Source organism: Streptomyces sp. NPDC056231 (assembly GCF_048270745.1).
Classification (GTDB): domain Bacteria; phylum Actinomycetota; class Actinomycetes; order Streptomycetales; family Streptomycetaceae; genus Streptomyces.
Genome location: NZ_JBLVKW010000083.1, coordinates 21,643 through 32,688 on the forward strand (window position 1 = coordinate 21,643; position 11,046 = coordinate 32,688).

Here is an 11,046-nt window from a genome sequence, read left to right on the forward strand (position 1 = left end):
ACCCCCCCCCACCTTCACCACCCCCCCCCCTCCGGGGCCGCCCCCCCCCCCCCCCGGGCGCCCCCCCGACTCACTTCCTAGTAGTAGGGGGAGTGCGGCCGCCTACCGAGGTCCGGCTCTGTGCTCCGATACTGTAGGTCAGGATATTCGCTGAGCTGACCGATGACGCCTTGGATGCCGGTCTGGAATTCCTTGTACGTCATATCGGCGCCGTACTTGTCGTACATATCGACTCCGGCCTGAACGGTCAGGATGTCGCCAGGATCGGTCCTGCCGACCGCGCCCCCGAAGTCTGCCTCCGCGCCTGCGTGCAGAGCTCCCCCGGTGAATCCGGCGGCCCGCCCGATGAACCCGTAATGGATGTTCGACCAGACGTCGTAGAAGAGCTCTGCGTCCTCGCCCGGAATCTTGAAGTGCAGGTCGTCTGCATTCTCGCCGGACAGGCCGAACTTATTCCTGAGCTTGGGCTTGTGATCCCAGACCGACCCAGAGGCCAAGTGCGGTGAACTGGAGCGCTCTTCCCTGGGCGTTTTCGCCCTTCCCGAAGTGCGCCTCGAATTTCGTCACCAGATCCTGGATCTTATTGAACCGCGGAGTGGTCTGGTTGAAAATCATCTCGTTGTAGATGTACTTTTCGGATTCTTGGTACATGTACTCCTTGTAGTCGGAGGAGAGTTCTCCCCCCTGACTATTCACAACGCTGGCGTAGTTGCCCCCGTAGTCACGCACCTGTGCCTCCACGACCACATGACCATCCGGGGGTGGTGCGTTGATCACTTGAGGGTGCCTTCGTTTGTGGAGTAGTGGTCGGGGCAGAGCTGAACCAGCGACTGGGGATACCCGGTTCCCATGCTGTACTCAGCTTTGAGGCGATCGGAGAGTGAGTGACCAGATGATCGAGCGTTCCCACCGCTCGGTGGCAGCGAGCCCGCCGTCCTGTGCCGATCCCGTCTTCGCCGAGGCGATGGATGCACGCCTTGTGGAGGTGAGCGCGTGAGTTCTGAGGGGTTTCAGCACGTCAAAGTCGGCGACATCGATATTGCCTACGTTGAGTCCGGCCAGGGTGAACCGCTGGTTCTGTTGCATGGCGGGGAGAGCTATAAGGGGCAGTTTGATACCTTCCGCCCCCTGTTAGGCGCTGGAATCCTGGCCATCAGCTTCGACCAGCGTGACACCGGCGACACACTCAACGGGCCCGAGCCGTACGACATCGTTCGGCAAGCTGCTGACTGCGCCGACTTCCTTGCCGCGCTGGGATTTGAGCGCGCGCATGTTATGGGAGTGTCGTACGGCGGAGCGATCGCCATGCACCTGGCGATCCACTACCCCCAGCGGGTCGCGTCTCTCATACTGTCAGGCGCCACCCCGAGCTGGACCATGACCGAGAGCCTTGGTGACCGCATCGTCGCCATGGGGCCGGACGCGCGGGCGCAGTTCGTGCTGGACCTGCTCCTCACACCCGAGGGGCAGGCGAATGACCCGCAGCTCGTTGCCGACACCAAGCGCGCCCTGCGGGGGCGTCCCGTAGACGCCGACGCACGCCGCATGACAGCGATTCAGAACCACGACTGCACTGCCCGGCTGCATGAAATCACGGCTCCTACTCTCGTGCTGCATGGCGCGGAGGACCCCATCGTCCGCGCTCAGGTCGCCGAACTCATGGCATCGGAGATCCCTGGCGCACGTCTGGTGATCCTGCCGCGTACTCGGCACGCCATCACCTTCGAGGCCCGTGAGCAGGCCGCACGCCTGGCGCGCGACTTCGTGCTGAGCCATGCCGTGGGTACAGTCAGCACCGGAAACGGAGGCTGACAGGAGCGGTCACTGCGCGGTTGGACGTCGTTGCGGTTGGCGGAAGCCGAGTTGGCGCTGTATCGGCCTTGCGCGGCCTCCCGACGTGCCTCACGGAGCACGGACCACTCGGCGAAGGGGCGGATGACCCGGCGGCGGGTCGCCCGCAGGTGAGCCCCCAACCGTCACGGTCGTCGCCGAAGCGCGCACACGCCGTCCCTGGGCGGCACGCGAGCGGCTGACCGAGAAAGTGCCCCGCACTACATCGAGCCGCGGCCGGCAGGCGGGCGCATTGGCGGCAGGCGCGAGCCGAGGCCGCCACCACGGCGTGCGACGCGGCCGCGAGTGCGCCGGCGAACGCGAGCAGTGGCCAGTTCGTGGCCAGGACCGAGGCGGTGGCGAGCGCGAGCGTCGCGACCGCCATGGCAACGCTGGCGGTAGTGCCGGTCCATGCGACCGCGAGGGGCAGCTGGTGCGGAATGGGCAGCCAGCGGGCGAGTGTGCCGGTGGCGGCCAGCGTTGCCGCGGCGAGTAGTGCTGCGACGTCTCCTCGATATTGCCGCCGCCCGATTCACCTTGCGTGATCTTGACCGCGCGTCCACCAGCGGAAAGGATCTGCTGTTTGGGGGTGGTTCTGGATGCAGATGCTGATGTCTGCCGGCAGAAACGGGGGTGTCAGTGGAAGCAACCACAACCCGCAGCGTGGCGCGTGCACGCATGGGATCGGGCCTGGCGGTGACGGTCCTTCTGCTACCTTTCGGCGGCTACGGGCTGGCCAGGGCGGGGGTAGTCCCCGAAGGCGCACCAATCGTGCTCGGCCTGCTGTCCGTGATCGCCAGCTCCATCCTGCTACCGGCACTATGCGAGGAGCGAGCCCCGTTCCGGCACTCATCGTCGCACCTGACTGCGCACACGTTGACCGGAGAACGGTCCGTCGACCTCAACCGGATTACCACCGTCCGGCTGCTGACGACCTTCTCGTACGGCAGCGCGTACCGGACCCTGTCGGTGCGCGACGCCAACGGTGTGCGGCTGGGTATCACGACCGAGAGAAGCCGCAGGAAGCTGCGCCGAGCGATCGGGAAGGCGGACGCGAACGCCGCGCGAGGTGTCCCCAGGCCCCGCGTGAGCCGTGCGGCCCGGGCGCATCTCGGCCTTGCCCCAAGGCGAGGGCTCGTCGTTCACACGATTCTCTCCTTTCTGCTTCTGACGGTGTCCGGGAGCCTGTACATGGTTGCTGTACTCCGAGTCGGCGGGCAGTAAGCCTTCCCTCGTAATGACTGATGAGCCCCCATGGCCACTACGACTCAACTCGCCCGCCCGCCCGCTCGGCGAGCGCCGACCCTGTTCCAGCGGCTTACGCCCACCGCATTCCGATTTTGGACAGCTGCTCCACCCGTTCCGGGGTCAGCGTCGCGGCCCGGGACCGTGAGCAATGCTCAGGACTTGTGGATCAGCCCCGGGAGGGACGCGGAGGGCGTACCTTCCCGAATGATCCTTGATGGTCATCGAGTAGCCCCGCGTTCGCAGCGCGGTTCGGGAAGGCACGCCCGTGCTCGGCGTAGTGAACGCCGACGGATCCACCGAGTCCGGCTCCCTGATCGACGAGATCGTCCGCGAGGGCGCCCGGCGGATGCTTGCCGCCGCTTTGGAGGCCGAAGTCAACCAATACATAGCCGAGTTGGCCGCCGAGACGGATGGCCGGGCGCCGCATGGTGGTCCGCAACGGCCATCACCGGCCCCGCACTGTGACCACCGCCGCAGGTTCCGTCCAGGTCACGGCCCCGCGTGTGAACGACAAGCGGGTGGACGCGGCTACCGGGGAGCGGATGCGGTTCTCCTCGAAGATCCTGCCACCGTGGTGCCGCAAGTCGCCCAAGGTCAGCGAGGTGCTGCCACTGCTTTACCTGCACGGGCTGTCGTCCGGGGACTTCGTGCCCGCGCTGGAGCAGTTCCTCGGCTCGGCGGCCGGCCTGTGGCCGGCCACCGTGACCCCGCTGACGAAGCAGTGGCAGGACGACCACGCCGCCTTTACCGATGGGCATCATGGCCTCGCCCTCGCCCCAGATGGCGTCCTGCGGGGGCGCGAGGTGCCCGGTGGCCCGCCGGTGCGACCGGAGCGCGGCGAGTTTGCTCTTCCACGCTTCTTCGCCGGGCTCCCTGTCAGCGATCACGCAATTCCCCACTCCGTGCGGGTTCAGAGTCACGTAATTCCCCACTCCGGCGATCACGATTCCCCATGGGGACGGTGACCGCGGGCGGGGGCCTGGGAGCAGCGGACCGGCGGTTGTTATGCCTGTTCGAGTGGTTTGATCGTCTACTGGTCATCTCTGCCGATTCCTCCGGTTTCCCCATGGCCATGCCCGAGGCGGGGCGAGGGTCCTGGGCGTCTTGGAGTCGTCGTTGTCCTTCGGCCTGGAGACCGAGAGGTCGATGGGCGAACCGGATGGCAAGGAGAACGTTCTCCGTGGTCGACATCATCGAGATCTACGTCCACTGGTATGCGGGCCGCTCGAAGTCGCAGGTCGGCGCCTCGCTGGGGGTGGATCGCAAGACGATCAGGAAGTACCTGGCGCCGGCCGAGGCGGCCGGGATCGCCCCAGGCGGGCCGCCGATGGGTGAGGCGGACTTTGGGCCAAGCTGATCAAGACCTGGTTCCCGGGTCAGGCCGAACGGGGACTCAACCAGATCACCTGGCCCGAGATCGACTAGGGCGAGTATCGGGTCGCGATCAATGAGCATCGCAGCTTGCGGGGCGGGTGCCCGTCTGGGGTACGGGCCCGGCGATCTGCGGCTGCGTCGTGTGGACGCGAGTGACCGGAAGCGTTGCCGCAGGCAGGCAGGCAGCGGCGGGGGCCCGAGGGCCCCGGCCGCGTGCCCGCCGGGACGGTGTGTCAGACCACGGCGAGCCGGTCCACCAGCAGCTCCACCCTCTGCGCGGCGTCCTCCGGCAGCAGCCGTCCCGCCCGGGTCAGGGTCGCAAGGCCGTGCAGGGACGCCCAGAACACCTCGGTGAACAGCCCCGGGTGGACGCCGTCCCCGGCGACCTCGCCCAGGCTCTCCAGCAGCGCGGCGAAGGCGTCCTTCAGCGGCTCCGGGGTGTCCTCCTGCGCGTATGCCAGGCCGCCGTCGAGCTGGAACAAGGCGTCGTAGACCGCCGGGTTGCGTGCGGCGAAGTTGAGGTAGGCGCGGGCGAGGGCGGCGACCCGCTCGCGCGGGCTGTTCGCGGCGGAGGTCGCGGCACGCACCGCCACGGCCATTTCGGCGGCGCCTTCGAGGGCGACGGCGCCGATGATCTCGCGCTTGCCGCGGAAGTGGCTGTAGAGGACGGGCTGGCTGTATTCGATGCGCTCGGCGAGCCGGCGGGTGGTGACCGCGTCCCAGCCCTGCTGCTCGGCGAGTTCGCGGGCTGTCGCCACGATGAGGCGCTCGCGCTCCGCCCGTTCGCGCTGCTTGCGTTCCTGTACCGACATAACTCGAATCCTAGCACCGCTAGACAATCAAGCGGCAGTAGTACTAGCGTTGCCCACATTGGCTAGCAGTGCTAGATCCCGGGAGGGGCAACATGCTCAGCGCACTCGAGGTCATCACCACCGTGGTCGTCGGCCTGATGGTGGGGGTGGAGTTCTCCGTCGCCTTCGTCATGAACCCGATCTTCAACGCCCTCCCGGAGGACAGTAACCAGCTGGCCCACTCCCACGGGGGCCGGATGCTCGGCGCCGTGATGCCGGTCTGGTACATCGGCTCACTCGTCCTCGTTGCGGTCTGGGCTGTCGCGGGATGGCACCACCACGGCACCGGCCTCGTCGTCGCCGCCGACGCGCTGCTGATCGTCAGCGTGATCATGTCGATCCTGCTGCTCGTCCCGATCAACAACCGGGGCAAGACGTGGACCCCTGACAACCGGCCCGCCGACTGGAAGGAGCAGATGAACCGCTGGGACCGCTACCACTACGTCCGCGTCGCCGTCATCATCGCCGCCTTCGCCCTGCTCGTCGCTGCCCTCACCTGAGCCCGCGGGCCAACACCGCTCCGGTGGCGCACAATCCCACTCCCCAGGCGGCAGCTGGCCACCGAAATCCCGACATCCGGGAATGCAACTGCCGCTCAGATCCCACAACGGTGATCCCGACAAACTACGCCCCTCGATCAGCCGCGTTCGCGCGGCCTGATCAGGCTCCACATGACTCAGCAAGCTCCACGAAGCTCACCAAGCTGACGAAGACTCGCAAGGAGAAGAACAATGTCGCTGAAGAAGATCAACACCGTCCTGGCCGCCGCCTTCATCCTCTTCATCCTCTGGTTCGGGTCGGAGTTCATCCTGAGCCCGGAGACGACGGCGCCGGGCTTCGGCCTGCCGAGCTGGCCGTCCGGCGACGGCGACGGCTTCCTGATCATCAAGGGAATCCGCGACGTCGTCTTGGCCCTGGTCCTGGGCATCCTGCTGGTGACGGGCCACCGCCGGGCGCTGGGCTGGGCGCTGCTGGTGGAGGCCCTCGCCGCGTACGGCGACATGGCCACCGTGCTGGCCCACCACGGCTCCCTGGCCACCGCGCTCGGCGTCCACTGCCTGACCGCGACACTGATGGTGGTCAACGGCCTGCTGATAATGCGCGAGACCCGCAAGGTCGCGGCCGCTCCGGCGACGCCCGCCCCGCAGCCCGCGTGACCGTCTGCGCCGAGGACACCACCAGCAACCCCGGTTCGGGCGGCGGCACGGGCACGGCGGCCAAGCCCGCTGGCACTTCAGGCGGAGGTGGTTCGGAACCGCCCTGTACCTACACCAGGCTCAACCCCCAGCCTCCGGCGGAGAACCTTGCGCGGGAGGGCAAGACGCCCAAGGGCGGCGCGGTCTACCAAGTCGAGTGCCCGGCCACCGAGCGCATCGGTGTCGTGTTCGTGCCGAACGGCGGCAACCTTGCTGCGCCGACGATAGACCCGGAGTTGGTGGCGCGCCGCGCGGTCGACTCCATGCGGCTCGTAGGCCCGGCGGTCGCTTCCCCGAAGCCGGGCGGGCGGTACGTCGTCGGGATGCCGATGTGGATGTGGGTGGAGCAGGGGCCGACGACGTTCGGACCGGCGTCCGCCTCGGCGACGGCGGGTGGCGTCACGGTGACGGCCACGGCCAAGGTGCCGTCGATCCAGTGGGACATGGGCGACGGCAGCACGGTCACGTGCACCGGCCCCGGCACCCGCTACGACGCCTCCCGGGGCAAGCTCCCGTCGCCCGACTGCGGGCACCAATACAAGGCGCCCTCTACTGCCGAGACGGGCGGGAAGTACGCCGCAAAGGCGACCGCCACGTGGACCGTGGAATGGAATGCGCCGGCCCTCGCAGACGCCGGAGAATTCAGCGAAACCCGCGAGACCCCATTCACTGTCGACGTGCGTGAGGTGCAGGTACTGAACTGACCGGCCCTGGGTCGTCTACGCCGCCCAGTGGTATCCGAGTGCGGCGAGCTGTGCGAGCTGATGCTCGGTGAGTCGGTCGCGGCGGCTTTTCTGGTTGCTCAGAAACACGCCGAGTCGCACGGTGGTGCCGTCGGGGAGTTCTTCGACGTGTTGCCGTCCGACCACGGTCCGGCCCTCGCGTTGGATGTATTGGGTGAGGGCCTGTACGCCGCGCTGGAAGGCTTCTGTACCGCGTGCTGCGCCCTTTCTTGCCCCTGTCTTCGCGTTGGTTTGCGCTGCGGTCTTCTGGGGCCGTACGGCCGGTTTCCCGCCCATCTCGCCCAGGCGGTGTTGCTGTTCTTCGTTCAGGCGCGCCCAGTGCGATGTGCCGGTTGGGTGTCAGTGGGTGTTGTCAGTGACGGTTCGTTAGCTTGACGGGTTCGTGCTGGTCACACGCGCTGGTGGTGTGGACGTCACTGACGTGGAAGTGGTGTAGGGGTGGGCCGCTGCTGTCACGGACCGTTACACCACCAGGTGTCTCACTGTCATGGAATCGGTGCTTCTTATCCGTGGAGGTATGCCGGGTTCGAGGCTGGGTCTGGTTTGGGGCCGGTCTGATCGTGGGAGCGCATGGTGGTGGAACGGGAGGGGTTGCCCGAGGCCGCGCGTGTGGGGATGCGTGCTACGGCGGTGGGTCGGTTGCTGGAGCTTCGTGCGGCTGCTTCGTTGACGTCGTCGCATGTGCGGGTGGCTGCTTTTCTGGTTGCTGAGTGTGCTCTCTCGGTTTCGTGTCAGTGAATGGTGTGACAGTGGCGGGTTCCCCGTGTGTTGCCCGGAATATTTCGGAGCTGCGTGCTGTGCGCGTGCCACAAGTGCCGTAACGGGGCGTCAGATTGGACCCGTCCTGGCCGCCGGCGTCTCCGCGGTTGCGAAGATCCGGTCCAGCTGGTGGTGGAGTACCGCGATGGCCGACTCCGGATTTCGCTGACCCACGAGGATGCTGGTGCCCATGGTCGCCGCCATCGCGAGCAGGCTGATCGCCTCCATGCGGGCATCGATGCCGGGATCGGCCAGGCCTGCCGCCCGGGCATGTTCGAGGAGGCCGGTCAGAGCGTTCTCTGCGGCGTCGGGGTTGTCGATGAACGGCTGGGCGGCCAGCGCCTCGTCGGTCACGGACAGGATCGAGTAGGAGCTGTAGACGAGGTGGAAGGTGCGGCTCTCCTCATCGGTCGGGAGGGAGGCCAGCAGCAGCGCCTCGACGGTCTCGCGCGGGCCCGGGCGCGGGCCCGCGGCGGCCAGGAGGGCACCCACCCGTGCGGTGAAGCGGTCGGTCAGGTGCTGGAGCCCGTAGAAGAGGAGCTTCTCCTTGGTCTCGAAGTAGTACTGCACGAGCCGGAGCGACACGCCGGCTTCCGCAGCCACGTCGCGCATGCCAACGGCGTGCAGCCCCCGCCGCCCCGCGACCCGGATGAGCGCCCCGGCGATCTGTGCGCGCCTTTCCTCGTGATCCACGCGCTTCGGCATGTGCCGGTGTCTCCGCCCGTCGGTGGTGTGTTCTCGGTCCAGGCTCCCCGGACCTCTTTTATGGTACCGCCGTACCAACATCATGGTACGTTCGTATCACGAAGAACGGATCTTCCCGGAGGTACCCTGTGCCCGAGAACACGACCCGTGTGCGCCGCGACGTCGGCCGCTACGTCAACGAAAAGCTCCGCGACCGCTACTTCGCCGCCAGCGACGTGCTCTACGCGATGGGAGCGCCCATCCGCTCCGAGACGGACGTCGAGACCAGCTTCGGCACCACGCACGTCTACCGGTACGGCCCCACGGACCCCGCCGCCGAATCCCGCACGCCGATAGTCCTGATCCACGGCGCGGGCTACTGCTCCGCCATGTGGTACCCCAACACCCCCGGGCTCAGCCTCGACCGCCCCGTATACGCCCTCGATACCCCCGGCGACGCAGGCCGCAGCGTCCACCGCGAGCCCATGTGGCAGCCCGAGCGTGCCGCCCAGTGGATGGACGAGACCCTCGACGCACTCGGTCTCGACCGGGTCCACCTCGTCGGCTCCTCCTACGGAGGCTGGCTGGTGCTCAACCAGGCCCACCATCGCCCCGCACGGCTCGCCTCGGTCACCGCCCTCGACCCCGGTGGCCTGGAGAAGGTGGGTCTGCGCTTCTTCGCCTGGGTTTTCGTCAGCCTGTTCGCCAGCTTCGCCCCCAAGGTGCTGCGTCCGCGCCTTGCCGCCTGGCTGGAGCAGCCGGTCATCGCCGTTCCTGAGCTGCGGAAGTGGGTCCAGGTCGGCGCCCGGGCGTTCCGGATCCGCCGCCCCGCGCCTCTGCCGCTTACCGAGGATGCGCTGGGGTCCATCCGGACCCCGCTCTACCTCATCATGGGCAAGCGCAGCCTGCTCGTGCACCCGCAGCGGCAGTTGGAGCGCGTGCCGCGCCTCATCCCAGGAGCCCGCGCCGAGGTCATTGCCGCGACGGGCCACGGACCGCAGATCGACCATCCCGACGTGGTCAACGCCCGGATGCTCAGCTTCATGGAAGACGTCGACTCCCTCGGCCCCGCCACGATCGACGCGTAGGGCCTATGGCCGCGGAATCGGACCGTCGAAACGTTCGTTTGACAGACCCGGCTCCGGTCAGCTGCTCCCGGCCCATGCTGACCAGTGGGGGCGTGAGCGGGACTCCGAAGTCCGTCAGTTTCTCCAGGACGTAGTCCCTGGTCTCGTCGGTCATGAAGGGGTAGGCCGCGTCGAGCACGTCCAGGTCGTCAAGCAGAAGCTCCAGCACCTGGAACCAGAACGCGTCGTTCAGTGTCGTGTCCGTGCTGCGCAGGCCGAGATCGACGAATGCGAAGCAGCGGCGAAGGAGATCCTCGTGCGCGGACGGACGCCTCAGCGCGGGCATCACCAGCCGGCAGAGGCGGGAACGGCCGGAGCTGGCGGGATGGTGTTCAGAAGAACCTGAGAGGTTCCTGTGCCAGGCTGGCGCGCCCGAACACGCGGACGCACGAGAGGGCTCCCCCGAACACCCGATCCGGGTTCGCGTCCCCCCACGGCCGCCCCTGGAGGAGCGCCTGATGAGTTTGATCAACGGCCTGCCCGCGCACGTGTTGCTGGTCCATGCCGTCGTTGTCCTGGTCCCGCTCAGCGCGCTGACGCTCGTGATATGCGCGCTGTGGCCGCCGGCCGCCCGGCGGCTCGGACTGGCGCTGCCGCTGCTTGCCCTGGTTACGCTGGCGACCGTACCGCTGGCCACCCAGGCCGGGGAGTGGCTGGAGCGACACGTGGACAGTGACCCGCTGGTGCGGCGGCACGCCGAGCTGGGCGACGGAATGCTGCCCTGGGCGCTGGGCCTGTTCGTGCTGGCGGCCAGCGTGTGGTGGATCTCCCGCCGTACGGGCGCGCCGCAGTCGCGGGAGCTTTCCGGGGCTCGGTCGGGAGCGCGGTCGGGGGCGGTCCTCCACGTCGCCGCGGCCGTCCTGTCCGTGGTGGTCGCCGTGGGCGCGGTCGTCGACGTGTACCGGATCGGCGACTCGGGCGCGAAGGCCGCCTGGCACGACGCGTACTCCAAGACCGCCACGAAGTCGAGCGACGGAGACTGACCGACGAAACCGGCCGGGCCGCACTCGCATGTGAGGCGGGTGGCTGCACGAGGTGTGACTGATGCAGCCCTGGCCAGCATCGGCGCCGCTACGGCAAGGAAGGCGGCTGTACGGCCGCGTGCCGGACGATCACCCGGCGGGCGCGGGACATCGCCGCTAGAAGACTGCTGAAAATCTTGTCGAAGGGCTGTCCGGCCGCAGGCCGGGTGGCCCTTTTTCGCTATGCGGTGGCCTGGGCGAGGTGCCAGGTG

At 67.8% G+C, this 11,046-nt stretch carries 13 protein-coding genes and 2 pseudogenes; 9 read left to right on the forward strand and 6 right to left on the reverse strand.

Features of this window, described 5'->3' with window-relative positions; genetic code table 11:
• Positions 1-77: 77 nt before the first annotated feature.
• Together ACNPQM_RS36920 and ACNPQM_RS36925 are read right to left on the reverse strand one after the other, a co-directional pair.
• Positions 78-497: a polymorphic toxin type 44 domain-containing protein gene (locus tag ACNPQM_RS36920; protein ID WP_418087380.1), complete on the reverse strand. Its 420-nt coding sequence runs from the start codon at positions 495-497 to the stop codon at positions 78-80.
• Positions 451-777, reverse strand: coding sequence for a hypothetical protein (locus ACNPQM_RS36925; RefSeq protein WP_418087381.1), 327 nt, complete (start codon positions 775-777; stop codon positions 451-453). The genes ACNPQM_RS36920 and ACNPQM_RS36925 overlap by 47 nt, the downstream gene beginning before the upstream one ends.
• Positions 778-993: 216 nt before the next feature.
• Between ACNPQM_RS36925 and ACNPQM_RS36930 the strand changes: the two genes are divergently transcribed.
• The gene (locus ACNPQM_RS36930) at positions 994-1,812 is read left to right on the forward strand and encodes an alpha/beta fold hydrolase (protein ID WP_418087382.1); all 819 of its coding nucleotides are present in this window, start codon (positions 994-996) and stop codon (positions 1,810-1,812) included.
• 253 nt (positions 1,813-2,065) lie between these two features.
• On the opposite strand, the pseudogene ACNPQM_RS36935 reads toward ACNPQM_RS36930, so the two are convergent.
• A pseudogene (locus ACNPQM_RS36935) lies at positions 2,066-2,335 on the reverse strand (hypothetical protein); the annotation flags it as partial.
• A gap of 158 nt (positions 2,336-2,493) precedes the next feature.
• Here ACNPQM_RS36935 and ACNPQM_RS36940 point away from each other — a divergent pair.
• The 3 genes and pseudogenes from ACNPQM_RS36940 (at position 2,494) to ACNPQM_RS36950 (ending at position 4,435) form a co-directional block, all read left to right on the forward strand.
• Positions 2,494-3,054 carry a hypothetical protein gene (locus ACNPQM_RS36940; RefSeq protein WP_418087383.1) on the forward strand — a complete coding sequence of 187 codons (561 nt, stop codon included), beginning with the start codon at positions 2,494-2,496 and terminating at the stop codon, positions 3,052-3,054.
• Between the two features lie 289 nt (positions 3,055-3,343).
• A pseudogene (locus ACNPQM_RS36945) lies at positions 3,344-3,830 on the forward strand (transposase); the annotation flags it as partial.
• Between the two features lie 428 nt (positions 3,831-4,258).
• A complete protein-coding gene (locus tag ACNPQM_RS36950; protein ID WP_418087384.1) occupies positions 4,259-4,435 on the forward strand; it encodes a hypothetical protein in 177 nt (58 codons plus the stop codon).
• 250 nt (positions 4,436-4,685) lie between these two features.
• Here ACNPQM_RS36950 and ACNPQM_RS36955 read toward each other — a convergent pair whose 3' ends face one another.
• Positions 4,686-5,264, reverse strand: a complete 579-nt coding sequence (locus tag ACNPQM_RS36955; protein WP_418087385.1) for a TetR/AcrR family transcriptional regulator — start codon at positions 5,262-5,264, stop codon at positions 4,686-4,688.
• A 92-nt stretch (positions 5,265-5,356) separates the two neighbouring features.
• Here ACNPQM_RS36955 and ACNPQM_RS36960 point away from each other — a divergent pair, with 92 nt between their 5' ends.
• The 3 genes from ACNPQM_RS36960 (at position 5,357) to ACNPQM_RS36970 (ending at position 7,203) form a co-directional block, all read left to right on the forward strand.
• Entirely contained in the window at positions 5,357-5,803 is a 447-nt protein-coding gene (locus ACNPQM_RS36960) for an anthrone oxygenase family protein (RefSeq protein WP_418087386.1), read from the forward strand.
• Between the two features lie 231 nt (positions 5,804-6,034).
• Positions 6,035-6,460 (forward strand): DUF4267 domain-containing protein, encoded by a 426-nt coding sequence (locus ACNPQM_RS36965; RefSeq protein WP_358863054.1) that lies wholly within the window; start codon positions 6,035-6,037, stop codon positions 6,458-6,460.
• Complete coding sequence (locus tag ACNPQM_RS36970) at positions 6,457-7,203, forward strand: ATP/GTP-binding protein (RefSeq protein WP_418087387.1); 747 nt, start codon at positions 6,457-6,459, stop codon at positions 7,201-7,203. The genes ACNPQM_RS36965 and ACNPQM_RS36970 overlap by 4 nt, the downstream gene beginning before the upstream one ends.
• A 15-nt stretch (positions 7,204-7,218) precedes the next feature.
• On the opposite strand, the gene ACNPQM_RS36975 is transcribed toward ACNPQM_RS36970, so the two are convergent.
• Together ACNPQM_RS36975 and ACNPQM_RS36980 are read right to left on the reverse strand one after the other, a co-directional pair.
• Positions 7,219-7,518 (reverse strand): helicase associated domain-containing protein, encoded by a 300-nt coding sequence (locus ACNPQM_RS36975; protein ID WP_418087388.1) that lies wholly within the window; start codon positions 7,516-7,518, stop codon positions 7,219-7,221.
• A gap of 552 nt (positions 7,519-8,070) precedes the next feature.
• Positions 8,071-8,706: a TetR/AcrR family transcriptional regulator gene (locus ACNPQM_RS36980; protein ID WP_418087389.1), complete on the reverse strand. Its 636-nt coding sequence runs from the start codon at positions 8,704-8,706 to the stop codon at positions 8,071-8,073.
• A 128-nt stretch (positions 8,707-8,834) separates the two neighbouring features.
• Between ACNPQM_RS36980 and ACNPQM_RS36985 the strand changes: the two genes are divergently transcribed.
• Both ACNPQM_RS36985 and ACNPQM_RS36990 read left to right on the forward strand, forming a co-directional pair.
• Positions 8,835-9,773 (forward strand): alpha/beta fold hydrolase, encoded by a 939-nt coding sequence (locus tag ACNPQM_RS36985; RefSeq protein ID WP_418087390.1) that lies wholly within the window; start codon positions 8,835-8,837, stop codon positions 9,771-9,773.
• 497 nt (positions 9,774-10,270) lie between these two features.
• On the forward strand, positions 10,271-10,795 hold the full coding sequence (locus tag ACNPQM_RS36990; protein WP_418087391.1) for a DUF2231 domain-containing protein: 525 nt from the start codon (positions 10,271-10,273) through the stop codon (positions 10,793-10,795).
• Positions 10,796-11,046 lie beyond the last annotated feature (251 nt).